The organism is Blautia difficilis, assembly GCF_014297245.1.
Taxonomy (GTDB): domain Bacteria; phylum Bacillota; class Clostridia; order Lachnospirales; family Lachnospiraceae; genus Blautia_A; species Blautia_A difficilis.
Genome location: NZ_JACOQG010000001.1, coordinates 52,478 through 76,064, shown reverse-complemented (window position 1 = coordinate 76,064; position 23,587 = coordinate 52,478). Strand labels below are relative to the sequence as shown.

Below are 23,587 nucleotides of genomic sequence, written 5' to 3'. Positions count from 1 at the left end.
TTATGAAAGAAATGTACGCACAGCTTGGAATTTCTTCAGAGGTTTATGACTTTGGTCATAAGATTGAGGAATCCTTAAAAGAAAGATTTGAAAAATTTGATAAAACTGCAGAATATAACCAGATGAAGGTGCTTCTTGCCATGCAGAAGAACAAGGTAAGTGCAGAATGCTTCGGAAGTTCTTCCGGTTACGGATATGACGATATTGGCCGTGAAACTCTTGAAAAGGTTTATGCAGACACCTTCCACACAGAAGCATGTCTGGTACGTCCGCAGATCACATGTGGAACTCATGCACTGGCAATCGCCTTATTCGGAAATCTCCGTCCGGGAGATGAACTTCTGGCACCTGCCGGAAAACCATACGATACTCTGGAAGAAGTCATCGGTATCCGTCCGTCAAAAGGTTCTCTCGCAGAATATGGTGTAACTTATCGGCAGGTAGAACTTCTGGAAGACGGAACCTTTGACTATGACAGTATCCGCAAGGCAATCAATGAGAAAACCCGTCTCGTAGAGATTCAGCGTTCCAAGGGATACCAGACACGCCCCTCATTTTCCGTAAAGCAGATCGGGGAACTGATTGCTTTCGTTAAGAGTATCAAACCAGATGTGATCTGTATGGTAGATAATTGCTATGGCGAGTTCGTAGATACCATTGAGCCAAGTGATGTTGGTGCAGATATGATCGTAGGTTCTCTGATCAAGAACCCGGGCGGCGGACTTGCACCGATCGGCGGTTATATTGCAGGTACTAAGGAGTGCGTGGAAAATGCTTCTTACAGAATGACCTGTCCCGGACTTGGCAGTGAGGTAGGAGCAACCCTGGGGGTTAACCGTTCTTTCTTCCAGGGATTTTTCCTTGCACCGATGGTTACCAAGGGGGCATTAAAGGGTGCTGTTTTTGCAGCAAATATATATGAAAAACTTGGATTTCCGGTAATCCCAAATTCCACAGAGCCACGTCAGGACATCATTCAGGCAGTAAGCCTTGGTACACCGGAAGGACTGATTGCTTTCTGCAAGGGAATCCAGGCAGCAGCACCTGTGGACAGCTATGTGGATCCGGAGCCGTGGGATATGCCTGGATATGACAGCCAGGTTATTATGGCAGCAGGAGCCTTTGTTCAGGGATCCTCCATCGAGCTTTCCGCAGACGGGCCTATGAAACCTCCTTATGCAGTGTATTTCCAGGGAGGACTTACCTGGGAGCATGCAAAGCTTGGGGTATTGATGTCTCTGCAGAAGCTTGTTGATAAAAAACTGGTTACTCTCTAATTATGTGGCCTGAAAGGGCCGGGAGCAGATCATTATGAAGAAAAAACATGTAATCATTGTGGGAGCAGGGGCTTCCGGACTGATGGCCGGAATCATGGCTGCCAGAAATGGGGCTGCTGTGACCATTCTGGAACAGAATGAAAAACCGGGAAAAAAAATCAATGCTACAGGAAATGGCAGATGTAATTATACAAATCTGGCAATGCCTGAAAATGCATACAGAGGGGAACATCCTGAGTTTGTGCAGGAGGCTCTTTCACAGTTTTCTGTGTCTGATACCATAGAGTTTTTCAAAGAGCTGGGAATCTATCCTCTGGACAGAAAAGGCTATCTTTATCCCAGAAGCGGCCAGGCACAGAGTGTGACTGAGGTTCTGTGTATGGAAGCGGCAAATCTGGGGGTGAAGATAAAGACAAAGGAAAAAGTGGTATCTGTCCAAAAGAAAACAGATGGTTTTCGTGTGCTGACAGAGGGATGGTACTACGAAGGAGATGCCCTGATCCTGGCAAATGGTTCCAGAGCCTCTGCAATTTCCGGCTCTGACGGAAGCGGTTATGAACTGGCCAAAAAGCTGGGACACCATATAGTCCCTGTATGGCCGGCACTTACTGCACTGAAATGTAAGGGGAATTTCTTTAAAACCTGGTCAGGGGTGCGTACAGAGGGGAAAATCACCCTTTTTTCAGAGGGGAAGCCTGTTGTTACAGAGCAGGGAGAACTGCAGCTTACTGATTATGGAGTTTCAGGGATTCCGGTGTTTCAGATTAGCAGATATGCAGTACGGAATATAAAAAAGGGCCGTGATGTAGAAATCACCATAGATTTTATGCCGGAGCTGTCTGCAGATGAATTCCGGGAGCTGCTTTTAAAACGAAAAAGAACCTGCCCCTATAAAAATGACAGAGAGCTTCTTATTGGATTATTTCCGGAAAAGCTGATCCGGATTTTTGCCGGACAGAAGGATCTGGTGAGGGCGGTCAAGAGCCTGACCCTTACAGTGACAGACAGTCTTTCTTTTGCCCAGGCCCAGGTATGTTCCGGAGGGGTGGATACCAGGGAGATTTATTCCCATACTATGGAATCACGTAAATGCAGGAACCTGTATATTACAGGAGAGCTTCTGGATATAGACGGAACCTGCGGCGGTTATAATCTTCAGTGGGCATGGAGCAGCGGGGCAGCAGCCGGTGTACATGCAGCTGCAGACATTTAAGGAGAATGATTATGATTCGAATTTCACAGCTTAAGCTTCCTGTTTCCCATACAAAGGAACAGCTTGAAAAAAAAATCGGAAAGGTTCTGAAAAGTCCGTCAGCTTCCTTTTCTTATGAGATCAGAAAACAGTCTCTGGACTGCAGACATAAAAATGACAAAATGTTTGTATATACCATTGATGTAAAAATTAAGGACGAACAGAAAATTGCAAAAAGGGTTAACAATAACAATGTTATGTTAACAGCAGAGAAGCCTTATGTATTTCCGGAACCTGGGCAAGAGCCTCTTTCCTGTCCGCCGGTTGTGATCGGCAGTGGTCCGGCCGGACTTTTCTGCGGCTGGTATCTGGCAAAGGCAGGCTATAAGCCCCTGATCCTGGAGAGAGGAGAGGAAGCAGACAAAAGGCAGAAAACAGTAGAAAATTTCTGGAAAAACGGTATTCTTGATCCGGATTCCAATGTGCAGTTTGGAGAGGGCGGAGCAGGAACCTTTTCTGACGGTAAATTAAATACTTTGGTCAAAGATCCTTATGGAAGGAATCATGAGGTTCTGAAGCGTTTTGTGGAGGCTGGGGCACCGGAGGAAATCCTTTATCAGCAGAAGCCTCATCTGGGTACTGATGTACTAATTGGGATCGTGGAGAAAATGCGCCATGATATTGAGGCAATGGGAGGAAGTTTCCGTTTTCGCGCCAAGGTTACAGATCTCCGTTTTGAGAAGGGTGTGTTAAAGGAAATTCAGGTAAATGACAGGGAAATCATTCCTGCCCAGGTATGTGTGCTGGCTGTGGGACACAGTGCCAGAGATACCTTTGAAATGCTTTATCGCCGCGGACTTTATATGGAACCCAAGGCTTTTGCTGTAGGTCTGCGTATTGAGCATCCCCAGTCCATGATCAATATGGATCTTTACGGTGAGGAGGAAAATGAATTTCTGGGTGCTGCTGCCTACAAGGTAACTCATAAGTGTGAAAACGGAAGAGGAGTTTATTCCTTCTGTATGTGTCCCGGAGGATACGTAGTCAATGCTTCCTCGGAACCAGGCAGACTGGCAGTCAATGGTATGAGCTATCAGGCCAGGGATTCCCGGAACGCAAACAGTGCTATGATTGTCACAGTAACTCCTGAAGACTTTGGGGGAGAAGGTCCTTTACGGGGTGTAGAATTTCAGCGCGAGCTGGAACGGAAGGCCTGGGAGCTTGGTCAGGGCAAAATTCCGGTACAGCTGTTTGGAGATTACTGTAAAAATCAGTCCAGTACTGCTCTGGGAGAAGTGGTTCCCTGTATGAAGGGAGAATATGTGCTTGCCAATGTGCGTTCTGTTCTTCCAAAGGCAGTGGGAGATTCTATTGAAGAGGGAGTCCGTTCTTTCGGAAAAAGGATCACAGGTTTTGACAGGGAGGATGCATTACTCAGCGGAGTCGAAAGCCGTACCTCATCACCGGTCCGCATTACCCGTGACAGTGAACTTCTGTCCAATATACAGGGAGTTTATCCCTGTGGCGAAGGCGCAGGATATGCAGGAGGGATCACCAGTGCAGCTATGGATGGGATTAAAATTGCAGAAACCATTTCTAAAAAATATAGAAATTTCTAGGGGAGAGTGTACATCTCCCCTTTTTTATGCTAGAATATAGGTTGCGATTTGCCGTCTGCATTTAAGAGAGCGGTATTGGCGAATTTATGAATCATATTATTAAGAATTTACCGGAAGAACAACGCCCTTATGAGAAATGTTTCAAACAGGGTGAAAATACATTAAGTGACTGTGAGCTGCTGGCAGTGATTCTGCGAAGCGGTACCCAGGGAAAGAATTCTCTGGCATTGGCACAGGAAATTTTACATTTTATGGAAGATTCCGCCTATTGCGGGCTGACAGGACTGATCCATGTATCTCTGCAGGATCTGATGAGGATTCATGGGATCGGACAGGTAAAAGCGGTACAGCTGAAATGCATTGGAGAACTTTCCAGACGGATTGCCAGAACAGCCGCCAGGCCGCAGCTGGTAATGAATGATCCATCCTCTATTGCTGCTTATTATATGGAGCAGCTACGCCATGAGGAACAGGAGCTTGTACTTTGCATGATGTCTGATGTGAAAGGACATTTTCTTGGAGATAAGGTGCTGACCAGGGGAACGGTAACCGGTTCACTGGTTACACCCAGAGAAATTTACCTGGAGGCATTGCGTTATCATGCAGTCAGCCTGATCCTGATCCATAATCATCCCAGCGGGGATCCTACTCCCAGCCAGGAGGACATGGAGATCACTGCCAGGATTTATCAGGCAGGGGAATTACTGGGCATACATCTTCTGGACCACATTGTGATCGGAGACCAGAGATACTGCAGTTTCAGGGAAACCGGTCTGTGGGATGAATGTACAGGATAAAGGGGCAGATATATGCTGTTTGAGAAAACATACGGAATAGATCTGGGCAGCAGCTCTGTAAAGGTCTATTCATTATTTAAAAACAAAAGTTATATGGAAAAAAACATGATCGCATCCAGAGGGCATAAGATCATTGCTGTGGGCAACGAAGCCTATGAGATGTTTGAGAAGTCTCCGGCAGAGGTTGCAGTGTGTTCGCCCATGTCATTTGGAATGATCGCCAATCTGGAACTGCAGGAGATCGTGCTGTACAGTATGATACGCAGGATCGATCACATTCTGGGGGTAGGATCTGTAATGTTTTTTACAGTTCCTCTGGATATGACAGCTGTTGAGAAACGGGCATATTTTAATGTGGCCAATGGATACTGGCTGCGTAAAAACCGTGTCTATATGGTAGAATCTCCCATTGCAGATGCGTTGGCCATGGGAGTGGATCTGGATGATCCCACCGGAAATATGGTTGTAAATATGGGTGCACAGAGTACAGAGATGTCCATCATCACCGGAGGAAGAATTATTATCAGCAAAAAGATACCTATCGGGGGCAGACAGATGAATGAATCCATATGCACGGAGATCCGCAAGCGGTACAATCTTCAGCTGGGAACACGTACAGCCAAAAGACTGAAAATGGTTATGGGACGGCTCAGCGACCAGAGAAAGGGCGTGCGTAAGGTAGTTGGTATTGACTGTATTTCCGGACTTCCCAGAGAAGAGGTGATTTCTTCTTATGTGGTAAATGACGGGATCATGAACTGTGTAAATGAGATCGCTTCCGAAATGAAGACCTTTCTGGAGCGTATTCCTCCTCAGATTTCCTATCATATTGCGAAACAGGGAATTTATATTACCGGAGGCAGCACCAGGCTTCCTTATTTGGACAAATATCTGGCAAGCTATACTGGTTTTACCTTTAATATGTCGGATTTCTATGAGAAATCAGCAGTTTCCGGTCTGGAAAAGATCATTAAGAACAAAGAACTGCGTAAATGGGCAATACCTGTGAAGCAGAGAAAATTATAAATTTTTAGGGGTATATCATGAAAAACCTGAAAAAGAAAGTACGAATCAGAATTCACTTAAAAAGCAAACATCTGTTGGCAATTATGACTATTTTCTGTGCCAGCTGTATTGTAGCCACCTTTGCATCAGGGGTAACTACAGTACCTCTTCAGGAGGCAGCAGGGATGATCATTGTTCCCTTTGAAAACAGTATTAATCATATCAGTTCTGTTTTCAAAGGGATTTCAGACCGGATGAAGGATAAAGAGGAGATCCTTGCGGAAAATGAGAAACTTCAGTCCCAGGTGGACAGCCTGACAGAACAGAATAATAAACTGATCCAGGATCAGACAGAGCTGGTAAGACTGGAACAGCTGTATGACCTGGATCAGCAGTATACAGAATATCCTAAGGTTGCTGCCAGGATCATTTCCAAGGATCCTGGTAACTGGTATGATACTTTTATGATCAATAAGGGAACTTCAGACGGAATCCGGATAGATAATAATGTTATTGCCGGAAAAGGACTGGTGGGGATCGTCACAGAGGTGGGTGCTCACTGGGCAACTGTGCGCTCTATTATTGACGACAGCAGTAATGTCAGTGCAATGACTGTGAGTACACAGGATAATTGTGTGGTTGAGGGAGATCTTGAACTGATCGACGAGGGAAAGCTAAGCTTCAGCCAGCTGTATGACCAGGATAATAAGGTTACTGTGGGAGAACGTATTGTCACCTCCAATATCAGCGAGAAATATGTGGAGGGACTGTTTATCGGATATATCAGTGAGATTTCCCAGGACAGCAATAACCTGACAAAGAATGGAACCATCGTTACACCGGTAGATTTCGCTCATCTGAAGGATGTGCTGGTAATCACAGTGAATAAGGGGGATTCTGTTAATGAAGAGTAAGATTACTCTGTTTTTTACCATTCTCATATGTTTCCTTCTCCAGAGTACAGTCATATCCAGGATTGCCATTGGATCGATCACTCCTAATCTGATCCTGATCCTGTGCATTTCCATGGGTCTGATGAGAGGCAGAAAAAGCGGAATGTGGACGGGATTTTTCTGCGGTTTTCTGGTGGATATGTTTTATGGATCTGTTTTTGGGTTCTATGCACTGATTTATATGTATATTGGTTTTTTAAGCGGCTATGCACATAGGATCTGTTATGATGATGATGTAAAGGTTCCTATATTTCTGGCCGGTGCAGGTGATATCCTGTATGGATTGGCTGTGTATGCATTGCAGTTTCTGCTTCGCGGCAGACTTGGACTTGGAACCTATCTCAGCAGGATCATTTTGCCGGAAACATTTTATACGATTATTCTGACACTGATTGTTTATCGGGTTTTTTACTATATCAATTATCACCTGATGAGTCCGTTAAAGAAAGAAAGTGAGTCTATTTGGGTACTAAAATAAAAAGATTTATAAAGAAAATACGAATAAAAAGGACAACCATACTTATTGTGGTGTTTGTTCTCATGTCTGGTATCCTGGTGAAGCAGCTTTTTGAACTGCAGATCATTCAGGGGCAGGATTATATCAGCAAATTTGAATCCCGTATTACAAAAAAACGAGCCATCAACAGCACCCGCGGAAATATTTTTGACAGAAACGGAGAGGAACTGGCTTCCAATGTTCTGGCTTATTCTGTGACTTTTGAGGATAACGGAACTTATGATACCACCAGGCAAAAGAACCTTACCCTGAACGGTGTTGCCTACCGGGTTCTCAAGATCCTGGAACATAACGGAGATTCCATTAGCCGTGATTTCCATATTGTGCTGGATGACAGCGGCAATTATGTTTTTGATGTGGATGAGGGCTTTACCCTGGATCGTTTCAGGGCTGATATTTATGGACAGGCTCTGATCGATAACCTGACTGAGAAACAAAAATCTGCAACTGCAGATGAAATGATGGAATATCTTACCGGAAAAAGTGGGTTTTCTATTGCCCTGTACGGAGAAGATGCCTATACCAAGGAGGAGCTGGAAGCTTATGATCTTCCTGAGGAGCTTTCCAAACAGGAGATCCTGGATCTGGCGATCATGCGCTATGAGCTGAGTACCAACAGTTTCAAGAAATATATGGCTGTAACCATTGCCACCAATGTAAGTGAGCAGTCTGTGGCAGCGATCAAGGAAAATCAGACAGAGCTTCAGGGAATTGATATTGTAGAGGATTCTGTCCGTAAGTATATTGATGATCCAAGTCTGGGACCGATCCTGGGATATACAGGACGTGCTTCTTCAGAGGAATTGACGGAACTGCGTAAGAAGAATCCGGAATATGCCAATGATGCCATTGTAGGTAAGGTTGGTATTGAAAAATATATGGAAACGACTTTGCAGGGTACAGATGGTGAGGAGACTGTAACCGTAGACAATCTTGGTAAGGTTCTGAAAATTGATGATTCCACACGTGTAGAGCCTGTGGCAGGAAATGATGTATACCTGACGGTGGACAGTAAATGGCAGTCTGCGATCTATCAGATCCTGAAGCAAAGGGTTGCGGGTATTCTTCTTTCCAAGATAGAGGCCACAAAAACCTATGACTATAGCGTTAATAATGCGGCACAGATTAAAATTCCCATCTATGATGTATACAATGCACTGATTTCCAACAGTGTGATCGATATTCGGAAATTCAGTGAGGATACAGCCTCTGATACAGAAAAAAATTTATATGCCAAATTTCAGCAAAAACAGCAACAGGTATTTGATATAATAACAAACAGACTGACAGAGGAGAATCCTCCTGCTCTAAAGGATGAGAATGATCAGGTTCAGGAATATCTCACTTATATCTGTAATGATCTGCTGCGGGATACTTTGGGTGTGATCTCAAAAAATGCTATTGATACTGCGGACGCTACTTATAAGGCATGGAGTCAGGATGAAAGCATCAGTCTGAAGGATTACCTGACCTATGCAACAGGACAGAACTGGATTGATATTTCCAAGATTTCCTCTGAGGGAGAATATCTGGATTCTGAGGAAGCATATAAGGCTCTTACAGATTATATCATTACCTACCTGAAGACAGATAACAGCTTTTCCAAACTGCTGTATAAGTATATGCTCCAGGAGGATACTATTTCCGGCAGAGAGATCTGTCTTGTACTCTATGACCAGGGAATTCTCTCAAAGGATGACGGAATGTATGATTCTCTGGCATCAGGTACAATGACCGCCTATGATTTCATGGTCAATAAGATATATACTCTGGAAATCGAGCCGGCGCAGCTGGCGCTGGAGCCATGTTCTGCTTCTGCAGTGATCACAGATGTAAAAACCGGAGATGTGCTGGCCTGTGTTTCTTATCCGGGTTATAACAACAATCTGCTGGTAAATGATATGGATACTGATTATTATGCCAAGCTTTCCATGGATCAGTCCAGTCCCTTTTTCAATAAAGCAACACAGCAGACCACAGCTCCCGGTTCTACTTTTAAGATTTTGTCAACAATTGCAGGGATGTCAGAGGGTGTGATCGATGACAGTACTTATATTGAATGTACAGGCTCCTTTGACCTGGTAACTCCACCGATCAACTGTTGGAATATTAACGGACATGGTCCGATCGAGATCAGGGAGGCCATTGAACAGTCCTGTAACTATTATTTCAATATGGTTGGTTTTAAGCTGGGACAGGATGGGGAAGGTAATTTCTCTGAGAACCGGAGTCTTGCAGTTCTTCAGAAATATGCATCTTTGATCGGCCTGGATAAGAAGACCGGAATAGAGATCACAGAATCTTCTCCCCATGTGTCAGATTCCCTGGCTGTACCCTCTTATATCGGACAGGGTACCAATGCCTATACCACCAGTCAGCTGGCAAGGTATGCTACAGCGATTGCCACCAGTGGAACGGTATATGATCTGACACTTCTGGGTAAACTGACAGATTCCAGGGGAAATACCCTGAAAGAATACGAGCCTGATGTGATCAATACTTTGGATGTGGATTCCGGTGTATGGGCGGATATTCATGACGGAATGTACCGTGTGGTTCAGACTCACAAACAGTTCGATGGCCTGGGAATGGATGTTTCCGGAAAAACAGGTACTGCCGAGGTGGATGGTGTTTACCATCCGAACCATGGTATGTTTGTGGGATATGCTCCTTCCACTGATCCTCAGTATGCAATTGCCGTGCGTATTGAAAATGGTTATACATCAGGAAATGCGTGTCTGGCAGCAGCTGATATTTTTAAATACATTTTTGAACTGACTGATGAAGGAAACATCCTTACAGGTGTTGCTTCCAGTGATACCAGTGATACTTCAAACGACTAAGCATCAAAAGAAAAATACCAGGAGTATGGAAGCCTATCGATCAGGAGGAAAACAAACTATGAGTGAAGCCATTGTAATTACTTCCGGGAAAGGCGGAGTGGGAAAAACCACCACTGTCGCTAACATTGGAACAGGTCTTGCCATGCTTGGCAGAAAGGTTGTAGTGGTTGATACAGATATCGGTCTGCGCAATCTGGATGTTGTCCTTGGACTTGAGAACCGGATTGTTTATAATCTGGTAGATGTGATTGGTGGAAACTGCCGCCTGCGTCAGGCTCTGATCAAGGACAAACGTCATCCCAATCTTTTTCTGCTGCCATCTGCACAGACCAAGGATAAAAGTGCCGTTTCTCCGGAACAGATGATCAAGCTTACAGATGATCTGCGGGAAGAGTTTGATTATATCCTGCTGGATTGTCCTGCGGGAATTGAGCAGGGCTTTAAGAATGCCATAGCAGGGGCGGACAGGGCATTGGTTGTAACTACACCGGAAGTATCTGCCATCAGAGATGCAGACCGCATCATAGGACTTCTGGAAGCAAATGATATCAGGGATATACAGCTGATCATCAATCGGCTTCGGCCGGATATGATCGCCAGGGGAGATATGATGTCTGTGGAGGATGTGACAGAAATCCTTGCTGTGGATCTGATCGGAACCATTCTGGATGATGAACAGATCGTGATAGCCACCAACCAGGGGGAACCTCTTTCAGGAAAATCTTCCCAGGCGGAAGAGGAGTATAGAAATATCTGTCAGCGTATTATAGGTGAAAATGTACCGTTTATGAACATTGCTGAGAGAAAGAGTTTCTTCAGGAAAATCGGTAACATGTTTCGGAAATAAAATATCTGTAAGGAGGGACTCCGTGTGAAAGCTTTTTTCAGAGATAAGAAACGCTCCGCCGGATATGCCAGGGACAGAATGAAGCTTCTTCTGTTGTCTGAGAGGATTGACTGCTCTCCGCAAATGATGCAGATGCTGAAAAGTGATCTGATACACACAGTAAAGAAATATTTAACCATAGAGGAAGAACAGGTAAAGTTAAAAATCACCCAGGAGCCGGCTGTGCTCTATGTGTATGTTCCTGTTCTGGATAAAAAGGACAGATAAAATGTTAAAGCAGTATAAATTACGATTTTACAATTTCAGACTTATTATATTTCTGCTGGCCATCAGCCTTATCGGTGTTACACTGGTAGGAACTGCAGCAGAAAATCTTAAGTCCAAACAGTTTGTAGGAGTGATTCTCGGACTGATCATTATGGTGATCTTATCTTTGATGGATTATTCCTGGATTATGAATTTCCAGTGGTTTATGTATGGATTTAATATCATCATGCTGATTGTAGTGCGAATTGCAGGCTCCAGCGCTAATGGAGCTGCCCGATGGATCGGAATCGGTTCTTTTCGTTTTCAGCCTACAGAGTTGTCCAAAATTATTTTGATCGTCTTTTTTGCAAAATTTTTCATGGATCATGAGGAAAATCTGAACACTCTGAAGACGCTGGCTGCTTCTGCAGGATTACTGGCTGTTCCTCTTATACTTATCCTGGAACAGCCGGATTTAAAAAATACCCTTACTGTTATCGTGATCTTCTGTATGATGATATATATTGCAGGTCTAAGTTATAAAATTATCGGAGGAGCACTGTTGATTTCCGTTCCCCTTCTGATCATCTTTCTGTCTATTGTGGTGCAGCCGGACCAGAAGCTGCTGAAGGATTATCAGAGGTCACGTATTATGTCTTTCTTATATCCGGAAAATGAAGAGTATTCTGATAATATTGAACAGCAGAAGAACTCCAAGACAGCCATAGCATCCGGAGAACTGGTTGGAAAGAGGATAAGCGGAGATGACAGTACAGCATCTGTGAATGAAGGTAATTTTGTCTCCGAAAACCAGACAGACTTTATTTTTGCTGTTGCAGGGGAAGAGTATGGATTTATCGGATGTACAACGATTGTCCTGCTGCTTCTGGCAATCTCTTTTGAATGTATCCGCATGAGCTTGAGGGCCAAGGATCTGTCCGGCAAAATCCTGTGCTGTGGAATAGGGGGGCTGATTGCCCTGCAAAGCTTTATCAATATATGTGTTGCTACGGGAATGGCGCCGAATACAGGAACACCTCTTCCCTTTGTAAGCTATGGACTTACCTCTCTGGTCAGTCTGTATATTGGTATGGGCCTTGTACTTAATGTTGGACTTCAGAGCAGTGCATATAATAAAGAAATTATGAAGAAAGAGCTTGACAGGAAAGAGGACTACTTATGATGTTTGGAAAATCATCTGCCGGGAATAAAAATGAAAAAAAATCGGCCAGGCCATATAAAAATGAGAGAAGTGTCCATGGGTCACATTCCGGGACAGCTTCCCAGGTACAGACAACTGCACTTCCCAGATCACAGAGACCTTCCAGACAAAAGCAGAGAAGGCGTAAGCCTATAGGGCATACCATATTGCTGCTTTTGCTTATGGTATTTATAGCGGCAGGAGCATTTTTTGCTATTCGCTTATTGAATGGTACTTATCTGGGCAAACCGGTGAATGCTTTTCAGGCTTCTGAAGTATTTACCAGCAGTCTGGCAGGAAAAGAAAATATGAAGGCCCGGCCCTTTGCACAGAAGCTTTGTGTTTCTTCCAAGGGCAGTGTAGACCGTATTAAAAATGCCTCTCTGGAGGAAGGACAGAAGGGACTTCTGTTTAATCTGAGTAATCATAAGGTATTATATGCCAATGGGATCTATGACAAAATCTATCCCGCCAGCATTACAAAAATCATGACAGCTATGCTTGCATTAAAAAGCGGAAAGCTGGATGATACAGTTACGATCACACAGGAGAATGTTACTTTGGAGGCTGGCTCCCAGGTATGTGGATTTGTAGCCGGAGATCAGGTTACCCTGGATCAGCTGCTCCATTGTCTTCTGGTTTATTCCGGGAATGATGCAGCTTCTGCAATCGCAGAATATGTTGGCGGTACCACAGAGAATTTTGTGGAGATGATGAACAGCTATGCCAGACAGCTGGGATGTACGGGAACTCATTTTACTAATCCTCATGGACTTCAGGATGAAAATCATTATACAACACCATATGATATTTATCTGATGCTGAATGAAGCTATGAATTATAAGGAATTCACTCAGATTACCCAGATGCCGTCGTATACTGTTACTTATACAGGCGCTGACGGAGAGTCCCACAGTGTCAGTCTGGAAGCTACAGACCATTATCTGACCGGTGAGGCAACCCCTCCCAAAGATGTAACGGTTCTGGGCGGAAAGACAGGAACCACTGCTTCTGCAGGTAACTGTCTAGCGATCATAACCCAGAATGCTTTTGGAAAACCTTTTGTATCTATTGTGCTGGGAGCATCCAGCAAGGAGCTCTTGTATCAGCAGATGAATTCGCTGCTCCAGAATATCAACAGTTAGAGAATTTTATCTCCGAAAATACAGTAAAATTAAGTAATTGTCATAAATTAATAAAATTTCACAAAAAAAGTAAATAACCCCTTGAATTTTATGATAATATGCACTATAATTGAAACATATTAATTGAGGAATTTAGTAATAATTAATATTATATGTGTCTAAGGAGGAAAACAGGATGGTTGAACTGATTGTAGGAAAGAAAGGTAAAGGCAAAACAAAAGTACTTTTAGACAAAGTGAATGGAGCGGTTAAAGAAGCGAATGGTAGCATTGTTTATTTGGACAAAAGCACCAAGCACATGTATGAACTGAATAATAAGGTTCGTCTGATCGATGTATCCGGCTTCCCGATTAAGAATGCAGATGAATTTGTAGGATTTATCTGTGGTATTCTTTCACAGGATCATGATCTCGAGCAGATTTATCTTGACAGTTTTCTGAAGGTAGCCAAGCTGGAGGGTAAGGATGTTACAAGTACCCTTGAGCAGTTAGAATCCATTGGAACTCAGTTTAACGTTACTTTTATAATCAGTATGTCTTTAGACAAAGAAGAACTTCCTGAAGTATTCCATGAGAAAGTTATCGTGGCTTTATAATAATGACAACCAGGAAATGACTCTTATTGAATTTTAAAATTACATAACGAAATGCGAAAAGGATATCTCCATATAATGTGCCAGATATCCTTTTTGTGGCACAGAAAGAGGTTGACAAAAATGGAAGAATTATATCAGGCAATTGAGAAAAAAATTATAGAAGCAGGATATCCCAGAAGTATCTCCGGCGAGGCGGTATACAACGATATCTGTGATCAGATAGACGGGAAGGAAAATGGTTCTTATGTTTTATTGTCCAAATTTGATGATGATGTTATTTTTGAATATCATATTACAGTGATGGACGATGAGTTTAATCTTGGTGTTCTGACAATGCGAACTCCAGAAGGCATTTTTGAGACAAATTTTGATGAATGATTAATCCAGAGAATAAAAATTGGGGCAGATCAGTAAATTTCTGATCTGCTCCTTTTTAATCTTCACGTAAATGCACTGCAGAAGCCGCTTTACGGCGTCTTGCGTCATCCATGGCTGCATAATGCTTCTTTGTTGTATTAACGTCTCTATGGCCCAATACGTCGGCTACAAGATATATATCACCGGTTTCCTGGTAGAGAGCAGTGCCATAGGTGCTTCGCAGCTTATGGGGGGTGATTTTCTTGGTGGTGGTGACTGCGCGTGCATATTTTTTGACAAGATTCTCTACAGCCTGAATGCCGATGCGTCTTCGCTGGGTAGAGTAGAAGAGAGCATGTTCATGTCCTGACATAGGAATCACTCCCTCGCGGACTTCCAGATACCGGCGCAGAGCGTGTTCGACCTCTGTACCAAAATATATAACCATTTCATTGCCGCCTTTTCGGGTGATTTTGATACCATTATTTTTAAAATCAATATCCTCCACATCCAGTCCTACACATTCAGATACACGTATTCCTGTGCCGAGCAGGAGAGTAACAATGGCAAGATCACGTTCTTTAGTTTTCTCGTAATAAGCCCGTTTCTGGCCGGTAAGCTCATCGCCGCAGTGCTCTATATAATCTAGCAGAAGAGCAACCTCATCAGCATCCAGGCGTATGATGCTTTTGTCATGGATCTTTGGTACATCCACAAGAACAGTTGGATTTGTTTTTATAAATTCATGTTTAAAATAATAGGCGTAAAAGCTTCTTAAAGCAGAAAGTTTACGTTTCATTCCGCGTTCCCCATTGGTTTCGGTTTTGTCACCATTTTTGTAGACCTTCAGATATTCCAGATATTCCTCAATATCAACCGCCTTTAACTGATCCAGGACATCAACAGTAAAATCCTTTAAAGAGTAATTTTTAAAGGCAGGGTTTTCATCCAGTAAAAACTGGAAAAAGATCCGTATGTCATAGGCATAGGAAATTCTGGTATTGGTTGTGGTAACCGGATCCATAGCCCTGAAATAATCCCTGCAGAAAGGAGGAAGAGTTTTCAGAACTTCACGAAGCTTCAGGATATTAGAAATATCTGTTTGTTCATGATAGGTAACTTTTTTGTTGTCATTATAATCGTTTTGGTTATTCATTTGCTTATTTGCTCCTGTAGAAGTGGGTGTTCAATCTATACGACAAACGCCGGTTTTTCAAATAGATTAAGATAAATTACAGATAAACCTTTAAATCAGTCTGTTATATGTGGTAAAGCATCCCTTTTATGAGGGACGCTTTACGTAATTTAACGGATCCTGATTTGTACCGCTTGCAATGACACCAAAATGTAAATGTGGTCCGGTACTGTTGCCGGTACTGCCAACGTATCCAATGATTTGTCCTTTGGTCACTTTGGTGCCGACCTTGACCTTTGGATGAAATTTAGATTGATGCATGTATTCTGTGACCAGACCTTTCCCGTGATCGATCTTGGTATAATAGCCTGCACCTCCGCTTTCTGCCGGTTTTTGCATTGTGATTACGGTACCACTGTCTGCCGCGTAGATCGGTGTACCTGTAGGTGCCGGAATATCGATGCCCTTATGATTGGTGGAACCAATACCTCCCGGAGATTCTCTGTTTCCGAAATAGCTGCTGATATAATTGTAAGTGGATTTCAAAGGCCAGCGGAATGATACTTTGTGATACTCTGGTATCATTGCTCCGTCCTCTCCTACGTAATCAGTGCCTACCCATTGATTTTGAGCCAAGATGCCTGTGGTGGGATTCAGATAGTATTTTTCTCCGTTGACAGTGATCCAGCCTGTTTCCCTTACACAGGTAGAAGGATTCAGATAATATTTGTTTCCCCCCAGTGTAAGCCATCCGGAGGCCAGTGTACCGTCTGCCTGGGAATAATAATAGGAACCGGATTTTTTGACCCATTTTTTGACAACCAGTTTGCCATTTGAGTCAAAATAATATCTGTTTCCGGAGTTATCCTTTAGGAAACAATTGTCATAACGGATGCCGTTTTTTTCCTTAAAATAATATTTATAACCGTCAATTTCCTGCCATCCTGTCATTAATTGGCAGTCGGAGGAACGGAAATACCGATAATAAGAATCCGGCTTATAAAAACCCTTCACTAATCTTCCATTGGATGCGGCATAATAATAGGAGCCATCTGTCTCCTTGTACCATCCCTTCCGTACAAGTTCGCCGGTTTCACGGTGGAAGGAATACCAGTTTTTCTTGATCTTAAGACGTCCCTTAGCCAGGGTTCCATTGGATTTCAGATAATAAGTAGCCTTTCCCTTTTTAGCAAAGCAGTTTTTCAGCATTTTTCCCTTATCTGAGAAACAATAGATCTTATTTCCTACTTTTCGGAAACCGGAACGGATCACACCATCCTTCCAGAAATAATATTTATTTCCGGCAGTTGTAGTGATCCAGCCAGTGTACATATATCCCTTTTTCTCATCAAAAAAATAATTCTTTCCATTGACGGTCTGCCAGGTGGTAAGCATTTTACCTTTCTCATTGAAGCAGTATTTCTTTCCGGAAATAGACAGGATTCCGGCCTTTGCTGCACCGGTTTTTCCAAAATAATACATATGACCTGAAGATGTTTTATACCAGCCCTTTGCCAGTTTTCCTTTCTGATCATAGTAATACCAGGAACCGTTTTTCTTAATAAAACCGGTCTTTTTCTGGGCAGCTTCTGTGCGGACTGCAGTTGTCATCAATCCGGTGCCGGATAATGTCAGTATGAGCATAGCCAGCACTAATATTACCAGACACTGCTTCCTGTTGTTTGTTTTTTGCTTCATCTTAGTATAAATCCCCCATTATATTCTATACAAAAAGATGCCAGAATTGATTATTGCTATCTTATCAGAGAAGTGATTCATCCAGGATAATGGTAAAGGGGCCATCGTTCTCAAGAGATATTTTCATATCTGCACCAAAGATGCCATGTTCTACCACAGGAACCTGTTTTGCAGCTTCATTCAGCATATATTCATACAGTTCATTGGCCATATCCGGAGCACCGGCATCTGTAAAGCCAGGTCTGTTGCCATGTCTGCAATTGGCATACAGGGTAAATTGGGATACCATCAAAAGCTCTCCGTTAACATCCTTCAAGGACAGATTTGTCTTTCCGTTCTGGTCTTCAAAGATTCGAAGTCCCAGCATTTTTTTCAGATATTTGTCAGCAATTTCTCTGGTGTCATTCTGACCGACTCCTACAAAAACCAGGAAGCCCTTTCCGATTTTGCCTACAATTTCCCCATCTACGCATACCTGCGCATGGTTTACCCTCTGTATCAGTAATTTCATTTTTGATTTCCCCTCATATCTTTTATAATATCTTTCTTATATAATATCTGTAACTATTTTCCTGATGTGTTTTTATTATTTTTTATCTTATCTTTTATCTGCAGAAATAATTTCTTTATATAAAGCCACAGGGAGTTTACAAGCTTTTTGATATATTCCCAGATAATACACACGATCCTGCATAAAGGATTCCAGATTTTCATAAAGAAATTATTTTTCTGGGCCTCCAGCTTTTCCGGTGAAATGTGGTGTCTCTCCTGTTTTTTCAGGGGGATCGCTTCGCCGGTTTCCGTGTCCAGACAATCGATATCTACATAGGATTCCTCCTCAAGAGGCATTTTTTTATCGCCAAGGGAATGACTGATCAATCTCCATATCATTGCATAAAGCACTGCAAATACCGGTACTCCTGCGATCATACCCGGAATTCCGAACAGTCCTCCGCCTATGAGAATGGCTACAATGACCATGAAGCTGGACAGACCGGTGGTTTCGCCCAGGATCTTTGGACCAAGGATATTTCCGTCAAACTGCTGAAGAAGCAGGATGAAAATTGCAAAGTAGATACCTTTCAGGGGGTCAACCACTAAAATCAGAAAAATGCAGGGGATTGCCCCGATGTATGGTCCAAAAAAAGGAATCACATTAGTCACACCAATGATCACACTGATCAGAATCGGATAAGGCATATCCAGTAAAAGCATTCCAATATAACATAAAATACCGATGATGGCAGAATCCACCAGTTTGCCATAGAGAAAACCGCCAAAGGTTTTGTCTGTGAAACGCATGGCATGGATCAGCGTGTTTGCCCATTTGGAAGGCAAAATGGCATATACAAACATTTTACTCTTAGCAACAAACTTCTCCTTGTCTGCAAGCACATAGAGAGCCACAATGGCACCGATGAGAAAGTTTTTCATGAAGATCAGTACATCAAAGATCCCATCAGAAACATTTTTCAGCATATTCTGCATCTGTGGAAGAATATTGGTCGTGAGATACTCCTGCAGTTTGGCAGAATACTGATTCATCATATCGATGGTTTCAGAATTCAGTTTCCATCCATGTTGTACAAAAGAATTCAGCCATTTCTCAATGACCTTTACATAATAAGGAAAGCTGTAAATAATATTCATGGAGCTTCGGATCAGCTGTGGAAGCACCATCATGATCAAAGCATAGATAAGGATCCAGAAGGCAAGCATGGAAACCAGAACACATGCCCAGCGGACAGCCTTCCTGCCCTTTTTCTGTAAATGGATCTCTCTTTTATCAAGCTGTGGATAAATAAGCTTTTTCTCCATTAAATTGATCAGTGGGCTCAGAACATAGGCAAGGATCACACCATATACAATAGGTGCCATGATTCCCAGAAATGTTTTGATTCCGGTGATCAGCGTTTTCATATGGAAAATCCCATAATAAAACAGCATACTGGCGGCAATTACCATAAAAGCGGTTACACCCCAGTGCAGATATTTGTTATCCCAACGAAATTTCATATTGTCCTCCTTTATAAACTGTTACGATTATAACATTTATTTTAATAAAAGTCTCTGCATTTAATAGAATTTTAATAAAAATACAGGACAAAAAAATCCCCTGCATTAGCAGAGGACTTTTTAATAGTTATTTTTTTGTGGAATCAAAAATCTGTACAGCCTGGATAATGGCTTTTGCTGCTCCGTCGATTCCCAGTTTACTGCTGTCTACACACAGATTATAGCTGGATGCAGCGCTCCACTTTTTATTAGTATAATAATTATAATAGCTGGAACGGCTCTTATCGGTTTTGTTGATCATGTCCTTGGCTTCTTTGGCTGTTTTATTGTGCTTCTGAGATAAACGGCTGATTCGCCAGTCCATATCTGCATGTACAAATACACTGAAGCAATCCTTATATTCAGCCAGAGCATAATCTGCACATCGTCCCACCATTACGCAAGGACCCTCGGAAGCCAATTTCTTGATGGCATCAAACTGGGCCAAGAAAACCTTATGGTTCATTGGCATATCTGTAAAGCCTGCTGAGGAATAACCAAAGGAATATGTATCCATTACAAGAGAATACAGAAAGCTGTTGGTTGGTTTTTCATCATGATTTTCAAAAAGCTCCTTGCAGATACCACTCTCATTGGCTGCATGTTCGAGAAGCTCCTTATCATAGCATTTAATTCCGAAATATTTGGCAACTTCCTGACCAATCTGTCTTCCGCCGCTTCCATATTCACGACCGATTGTGATAATTGAACTTGTACTATTCATAATACTACACTCCCTTCTGTCACCTAGCTTGTTGTAAATATATTATACAATATATTGTTAAAAAAGCAAACTATTTTCGCAATTTTTCCAAAAGCTTCTCAAAATATTCTGGTAAAGGTGCTGTAAACTCCATATATTCCCCTGTAGAAGGATGCACAAATCCCAAAATCATGGCATGAAGGGTCTGACCCTGGAGATGGTAAGGATTCCTGCCTGAGCCATATACTTCATCACCAAGCAGGGGATGCCCTATACTTGTCATGTGGACACGGATCTGATGGGTACGCCCTGTTTCCAGACGGCATTCCACATAGGTGGCATTGGGAAAACGCTCCAGTACCCTGTAATGAGTGACGGCTTCTTTTCCGTTTTTGTAATTGATCGCCATTTTTTTCCGGTCAACCGGATGGCGCCCGATAGGGCCCTCGATGGTTCCTTCCTCCTCTTTGATCACACCTGCTACAATCGCACGGTAACGACGTTTGATAGAGTGCTCCTTTAACTGTAGGGCAAGATCTCTGTGGGCATTATCATTTTTGCAGACCAGAAGTGCCCCTGTAGTATCCTTATCGATCCTGTGGACGATTCCCGGACGCAGGACACCATTGATACCGGACAGATTCTCCTTACAGTGTGCCATGATGGCGTTTACCAGTGTCCCTGTAGTATGCCCTGCACTGGGATGCACTACCATTCCCTTTGGCTTGTTAACTACAAGAACATCCTCATCTTCATAAAGGATATCCAGAGGAATGTCCTCCGGAAGAATGTCAGGCTCTGCCATATCCGGCACTTCCACAGTGATCACATCTCCTGCCTGTACCTTATAGTTTGCCTTGACAAAAGTTCCCTGAACTGTAACCTTTTGTTCTTTCAGAAGCTTTTGAATGTAAGAACGGGAAAGGTCTTCGTTTGAATCGGAAAGATATCGGTCAATCCGGATACCGGACTGACCGTCTGAAACTACATAATTAAGAATTTCCATTTCTGCTCCTAATTTTTTCTATTCAGAAAACGAAAATCGCTTTCATCTTTATATTTGAAACATACGCAAAAAACCAAAAATATGCCGCTGCATACCACATAAATATCTGCCATATTAAATACAGGAAAATCAATCAGTGAAAAGTAAATAAAATCGATCACATAACCGCGGAATACTCTGTCGATCAGATTTCCAACAGCACCTGCCGCCAGAACAAGGGCTGTACAGATGAGAGGAAGATAATACCGTGTTTTGGGGATTTTAATATAAATATACAAAAATACACAGAAAAACAGAAGACATAAAGCTATCAGCAGCGGAATCTTTCCCTGAAGCATTCCAAAGGCCATTCCTCTGTTTTCCAGATATTTCAGCTGTAAAACACCTGGGATCAAAATGATATCCGGATTTCCCTTTAGCTGTGACAGTGCCAGAAGCTTTGTCCCCTGATCCATCAGGATAAGAAACAGAGTCAGGATTACACCTGTCCAGGCAGGAAAAGGGAGATCTGAAGCTCCTTCCCTTTTCATGACAGGATCTCCCGGATGGCGCCTAAAAGTTCCATATCCGTCACGGTTTTGTCAATAAAACTTTTACCGATTCCATCCATCAGGATAAATTTAATATGTCCGGCTTCCATTTTTTTGTCCTTCTTTGTGGCTGCCAGAATCTCCTCGGCATTCAGAGAATCTACAGTAAGGGGCAAATGAAAGGCTTCACAGCCTTTACGGATTTCATTATATTCTTCCTGAGTCAGAAGCCCTCTCTGCATGGAAAGATATGCAGCTGCGATCAGACCGATCCCTACACACTGACCATGGAGCAGCTGGAAATTCTTTAATTTCTCTACAGCATGTCCAACTGTGTGTCCAAGATTCAGAAGAGCTCTCTCACCCTGCTCTTTGGGATCACGTTCTATCACTCCTGATTTGATCTCGCAGCATCTGCGGATCATTTGGGACAGAAGGGTATAATCCAACTCCTGGATCGTTTTTTGATTTGCACAGATAAACCGGAAAAATTCTCCGTCACAGATAAGACCGGTTTTCAGGATTTCACCCATCCCACAGGCAAATTCTTTTTTGGGAAGTGTATTTAAAGCAGACAGATTCATATAGACAAGACGGGGCTGATGAAAAGCTCCAACCATATTTTTATACTGCTGGAAATCCACACCGGTTTTTCCGCCCACACTGCTGTCGACCTGGGAAAGAAGGGTGGTTGGAACCTGGATAAAATCAATCCCTCTGAGATAGGTAGCTGCACCAAAGCCGGTCAGATCACCTACCACACCGCCTCCTAAAGCAACCAGGAGCCCCTTGCGGTCCATTTCATGTTCAATAAGAGAACGATACAGTTCCTGTACTGTGTCCAGATTCTTATTTTTTTCCCCTGCTTCAAAGACAAAGGAAAATATCTGGGAAGAAACCTCCTGCAGAGAATCCATTACAGACTTCAGATATAAAGGCTCTACGTGACTGTCAGTGACAACACAAATTTTATGTCCGGACAGTCCTTCTTCCCTTACAGCCTGTGCCAGTCCGGAAAAATCTTTTTCAAAATAGATTGGATAATGAAAATCTCCCTCACGTTTTACAAGTAATTTCTGTTCTGCCATTTCAATACCCTCCTGTCATTTAAATATATAAACTTAACTGTATACTGCTCCGTCCTTTTCTGGTCTGGTGGGACGTGCCCTCATAGATAAAACGTCCCTTCCCTCTGACTGAGATAATATCTCCCTCTCTGGGCTCATAACCATTGGAGGTGATCAGCTTTCCATTTACAAAAACCTGTCCCCCTTCAATATAAGACACCATACTGCTTCTGGATGCTTTAAAAGCCAGTGCAATGAGAGAATCCAGACGGACAGAGGCACAGGTGCCATGAATGGTTTCCATTTTTGGGGAAGGCAGTTCCTCCTGCTTATCTACAATAGTGATCAGAATATTGGTATGACGGACACGGCACAGATTTTTAATAAAAAACTCCGTCATTTTTTTATTACAGAAAAACCAGGCAGCCTTTTCCTGAACCAGGATATCCCCAATCATGGCTCTGTCCACGCCCAGATTCAGCAGGGCACCCAGATAATCTCTGTGGGTCAGTTCTTCTGAAAATTTCAGGGATTTTGGTTCAATCTTCAGGCAGTCTATAGGATATTCCCAGGTAAAAGCAAGAGCATCAGGATGAAAAGCCACCATCTGACGCTCCGCATTCGCATAGCCGCCGGAGGATTCCACAATGATCTGCGGAAATTGCTGCCGGAGACTATTAACCATATTCTGTTCATTCAGATTAAGAAAATCCGAAAAAGTCACAATATCTCTCTGGTAAGAAAGATCAGCCAGTTCACGGATCCTCTTTAAAAAGAAGTCATTCTTCTCCATGGGAGA

At 42.9% G+C, this 23,587-nt stretch carries 23 protein-coding genes; 14 read left to right on the top strand and 9 right to left on the bottom strand.

Going from position 1 to position 23,587, the window contains the following annotated elements; all coding sequences use genetic code 11:
• Positions 1-2 precede the first annotated feature (2 nt).
• The 14 genes from H8Z82_RS00340 to H8Z82_RS00275 all read left to right on the top strand — a co-directional run bounded on the left by H8Z82_RS00340 (position 3) and on the right by H8Z82_RS00275 (position 14,615).
• Entirely contained in the window at positions 3-1,277 is a 1,275-nt protein-coding gene (locus tag H8Z82_RS00340; protein ID WP_186993903.1) for a methionine gamma-lyase family protein, read from the top strand.
• A 34-nt stretch (positions 1,278-1,311) separates the two neighbouring features.
• Positions 1,312-2,490, top strand: a complete 1,179-nt coding sequence (locus H8Z82_RS00335) for a BaiN/RdsA family NAD(P)/FAD-dependent oxidoreductase (RefSeq protein ID WP_186993902.1) — start codon at positions 1,312-1,314, stop codon at positions 2,488-2,490.
• An 11-nt stretch (positions 2,491-2,501) separates the two neighbouring features.
• Positions 2,502-4,088, top strand: coding sequence for an NAD(P)/FAD-dependent oxidoreductase (locus H8Z82_RS00330; protein ID WP_186993901.1), 1,587 nt, complete (start codon positions 2,502-2,504; stop codon positions 4,086-4,088).
• 86 nt (positions 4,089-4,174) lie between these two features.
• On the top strand, positions 4,175-4,885 hold the full coding sequence (gene radC / locus H8Z82_RS00325) for a RadC family protein (protein WP_186993900.1): 711 nt from the start codon (positions 4,175-4,177) through the stop codon (positions 4,883-4,885).
• Between the two features lie 12 nt (positions 4,886-4,897).
• Positions 4,898-5,911, top strand: coding sequence for a rod shape-determining protein (locus H8Z82_RS00320; protein WP_186993899.1), 1,014 nt, complete (start codon positions 4,898-4,900; stop codon positions 5,909-5,911).
• 17 nt (positions 5,912-5,928) lie between these two features.
• Entirely contained in the window at positions 5,929-6,804 is an 876-nt protein-coding gene (gene mreC, locus H8Z82_RS00315; RefSeq protein ID WP_186993898.1) for a rod shape-determining protein MreC, read from the top strand.
• The gene (gene mreD / locus H8Z82_RS00310) at positions 6,794-7,321 is read left to right on the top strand and encodes a rod shape-determining protein MreD (RefSeq protein ID WP_019161674.1); all 528 of its coding nucleotides are present in this window, start codon (positions 6,794-6,796) and stop codon (positions 7,319-7,321) included. The genes mreC and mreD overlap by 11 nt, the downstream gene beginning before the upstream one ends.
• Positions 7,322-7,383: 62 nt before the next feature.
• Positions 7,384-10,203 (top strand): penicillin-binding transpeptidase domain-containing protein, encoded by a 2,820-nt coding sequence (locus H8Z82_RS00305; protein ID WP_243176350.1) that lies wholly within the window; start codon positions 7,384-7,386, stop codon positions 10,201-10,203.
• A 58-nt stretch (positions 10,204-10,261) separates the two neighbouring features.
• Entirely contained in the window at positions 10,262-11,050 is a 789-nt protein-coding gene (gene minD / locus H8Z82_RS00300; RefSeq protein ID WP_019161676.1) for a septum site-determining protein MinD, read from the top strand.
• Between the two features lie 24 nt (positions 11,051-11,074).
• Complete coding sequence (gene minE / locus H8Z82_RS00295) at positions 11,075-11,317, top strand: cell division topological specificity factor MinE (protein WP_019161677.1); 243 nt, start codon at positions 11,075-11,077, stop codon at positions 11,315-11,317.
• Between the two features lies 1 nt (position 11,318).
• Positions 11,319-12,479: an FtsW/RodA/SpoVE family cell cycle protein gene (locus H8Z82_RS00290; RefSeq protein WP_026076967.1), complete on the top strand. Its 1,161-nt coding sequence runs from the start codon at positions 11,319-11,321 to the stop codon at positions 12,477-12,479.
• Positions 12,476-13,642 (top strand): D-alanyl-D-alanine carboxypeptidase family protein, encoded by a 1,167-nt coding sequence (locus tag H8Z82_RS00285; RefSeq protein WP_186993896.1) that lies wholly within the window; start codon positions 12,476-12,478, stop codon positions 13,640-13,642. The genes H8Z82_RS00290 and H8Z82_RS00285 overlap by 4 nt, the downstream gene beginning before the upstream one ends.
• A 175-nt stretch (positions 13,643-13,817) precedes the next feature.
• Positions 13,818-14,237: a hypothetical protein gene (locus H8Z82_RS00280; RefSeq protein WP_019161680.1), complete on the top strand. Its 420-nt coding sequence runs from the start codon at positions 13,818-13,820 to the stop codon at positions 14,235-14,237.
• Positions 14,238-14,357: 120 nt separating this feature from the next.
• Positions 14,358-14,615 (top strand): hypothetical protein, encoded by a 258-nt coding sequence (locus tag H8Z82_RS00275; RefSeq protein ID WP_186993895.1) that lies wholly within the window; start codon positions 14,358-14,360, stop codon positions 14,613-14,615.
• Positions 14,616-14,670: 55 nt separating this feature from the next.
• Here H8Z82_RS00275 and H8Z82_RS00270 read toward each other — a convergent pair whose 3' ends face one another.
• The 9 genes from H8Z82_RS00270 to H8Z82_RS00230 all read right to left on the bottom strand — a co-directional run bounded on the left by H8Z82_RS00270 (position 14,671) and on the right by H8Z82_RS00230 (position 23,581).
• Positions 14,671-15,750: a tyrosine-type recombinase/integrase gene (locus H8Z82_RS00270; RefSeq protein ID WP_186993894.1), complete on the bottom strand. Its 1,080-nt coding sequence runs from the start codon at positions 15,748-15,750 to the stop codon at positions 14,671-14,673.
• A gap of 126 nt (positions 15,751-15,876) precedes the next feature.
• The gene (locus H8Z82_RS00265) at positions 15,877-17,427 is read right to left on the bottom strand and encodes a peptidoglycan DD-metalloendopeptidase family protein (RefSeq protein ID WP_186993893.1); all 1,551 of its coding nucleotides are present in this window, start codon (positions 17,425-17,427) and stop codon (positions 15,877-15,879) included.
• A gap of 64 nt (positions 17,428-17,491) precedes the next feature.
• Complete coding sequence (gene dtd, locus H8Z82_RS00260; protein WP_186993892.1) at positions 17,492-17,938, bottom strand: D-aminoacyl-tRNA deacylase; 447 nt, start codon at positions 17,936-17,938, stop codon at positions 17,492-17,494.
• A 53-nt stretch (positions 17,939-17,991) separates the two neighbouring features.
• The gene (locus tag H8Z82_RS00255) at positions 17,992-19,443 is read right to left on the bottom strand and encodes an AI-2E family transporter (protein ID WP_186993891.1); all 1,452 of its coding nucleotides are present in this window, start codon (positions 19,441-19,443) and stop codon (positions 17,992-17,994) included.
• 127 nt (positions 19,444-19,570) lie between these two features.
• Positions 19,571-20,206 carry a cytidylate kinase-like family protein gene (locus tag H8Z82_RS00250; protein ID WP_019161686.1) on the bottom strand — a complete coding sequence of 212 codons (636 nt, stop codon included), beginning with the start codon at positions 20,204-20,206 and terminating at the stop codon, positions 19,571-19,573.
• Between the two features lie 70 nt (positions 20,207-20,276).
• Positions 20,277-21,191 carry an RluA family pseudouridine synthase gene (locus H8Z82_RS00245; RefSeq protein ID WP_186993890.1) on the bottom strand — a complete coding sequence of 305 codons (915 nt, stop codon included), beginning with the start codon at positions 21,189-21,191 and terminating at the stop codon, positions 20,277-20,279.
• Between the two features lie 8 nt (positions 21,192-21,199).
• On the bottom strand, positions 21,200-21,721 hold the full coding sequence (gene lspA / locus H8Z82_RS00240; RefSeq protein ID WP_186993889.1) for a signal peptidase II: 522 nt from the start codon (positions 21,719-21,721) through the stop codon (positions 21,200-21,202).
• Positions 21,718-22,809 (bottom strand): 3-dehydroquinate synthase, encoded by a 1,092-nt coding sequence (aroB, locus tag H8Z82_RS00235; protein ID WP_186993888.1) that lies wholly within the window; start codon positions 22,807-22,809, stop codon positions 21,718-21,720. Before aroB ends, lspA begins: the two co-directional genes overlap by 4 nt.
• A gap of 19 nt (positions 22,810-22,828) precedes the next feature.
• The gene (locus H8Z82_RS00230; protein ID WP_186993887.1) at positions 22,829-23,581 is read right to left on the bottom strand and encodes a YlmH family RNA-binding protein; all 753 of its coding nucleotides are present in this window, start codon (positions 23,579-23,581) and stop codon (positions 22,829-22,831) included.
• Positions 23,582-23,587: the final 6 nt, after the last annotated feature.

Excerpts from the sequence above, each read along its gene's own strand:
- H8Z82_RS00340 (WP_186993903.1), top strand. The coding sequence starts at position 3 with ATGAAAGAAATGTACGCACAGCTTGGAATTTCTTCAGAGGTTTATGAC.
- H8Z82_RS00335 (WP_186993902.1), top strand. The coding sequence starts at position 1,312 with ATGAAGAAAAAACATGTAATCATTGTGGGAGCAGGGGCTTCCGGACTG.
- H8Z82_RS00330 (WP_186993901.1), top strand. The coding sequence starts at position 2,502 with ATGATTCGAATTTCACAGCTTAAGCTTCCTGTTTCCCATACAAAGGAA.
- radC (WP_186993900.1), top strand. The coding sequence starts at position 4,175 with ATGAATCATATTATTAAGAATTTACCGGAAGAACAACGCCCTTATGAG.
- H8Z82_RS00320 (WP_186993899.1), top strand. The coding sequence starts at position 4,898 with ATGCTGTTTGAGAAAACATACGGAATAGATCTGGGCAGCAGCTCTGTA.
- mreC (WP_186993898.1), top strand. The coding sequence starts at position 5,929 with ATGAAAAACCTGAAAAAGAAAGTACGAATCAGAATTCACTTAAAAAGC.
- mreD (WP_019161674.1), top strand. The coding sequence starts at position 6,794 with ATGAAGAGTAAGATTACTCTGTTTTTTACCATTCTCATATGTTTCCTT.
- H8Z82_RS00305 (WP_243176350.1), top strand. The coding sequence starts at position 7,384 with ATGTCTGGTATCCTGGTGAAGCAGCTTTTTGAACTGCAGATCATTCAG.
- minD (WP_019161676.1), top strand. The coding sequence starts at position 10,262 with ATGAGTGAAGCCATTGTAATTACTTCCGGGAAAGGCGGAGTGGGAAAA.
- H8Z82_RS00290 (WP_026076967.1), top strand. The coding sequence starts at position 11,319 with ATGTTAAAGCAGTATAAATTACGATTTTACAATTTCAGACTTATTATA.
- H8Z82_RS00285 (WP_186993896.1), top strand. The coding sequence starts at position 12,476 with ATGATGTTTGGAAAATCATCTGCCGGGAATAAAAATGAAAAAAAATCG.
- H8Z82_RS00280 (WP_019161680.1), top strand. The coding sequence starts at position 13,818 with ATGGTTGAACTGATTGTAGGAAAGAAAGGTAAAGGCAAAACAAAAGTA.
- H8Z82_RS00275 (WP_186993895.1), top strand. The coding sequence starts at position 14,358 with ATGGAAGAATTATATCAGGCAATTGAGAAAAAAATTATAGAAGCAGGA.
- H8Z82_RS00270 (WP_186993894.1), bottom strand. The coding sequence starts at position 15,750 with ATGAATAACCAAAACGATTATAATGACAACAAAAAAGTTACCTATCAT.
- H8Z82_RS00265 (WP_186993893.1), bottom strand. The coding sequence starts at position 17,427 with ATGAAGCAAAAAACAAACAACAGGAAGCAGTGTCTGGTAATATTAGTG.
- dtd (WP_186993892.1), bottom strand. The coding sequence starts at position 17,938 with ATGAAATTACTGATACAGAGGGTAAACCATGCGCAGGTATGCGTAGAT.
- H8Z82_RS00255 (WP_186993891.1), bottom strand. The coding sequence starts at position 19,443 with ATGAAATTTCGTTGGGATAACAAATATCTGCACTGGGGTGTAACCGCT.
- H8Z82_RS00250 (WP_019161686.1), bottom strand. The coding sequence starts at position 20,206 with ATGAATAGTACAAGTTCAATTATCACAATCGGTCGTGAATATGGAAGC.
- H8Z82_RS00245 (WP_186993890.1), bottom strand. The coding sequence starts at position 21,191 with ATGGAAATTCTTAATTATGTAGTTTCAGACGGTCAGTCCGGTATCCGG.
- lspA (WP_186993889.1), bottom strand. The coding sequence starts at position 21,721 with ATGAAAAGGGAAGGAGCTTCAGATCTCCCTTTTCCTGCCTGGACAGGT.
- aroB (WP_186993888.1), bottom strand. The coding sequence starts at position 22,809 with ATGGCAGAACAGAAATTACTTGTAAAACGTGAGGGAGATTTTCATTAT.
- H8Z82_RS00230 (WP_186993887.1), bottom strand. The coding sequence starts at position 23,581 with ATGGAGAAGAATGACTTCTTTTTAAAGAGGATCCGTGAACTGGCTGAT.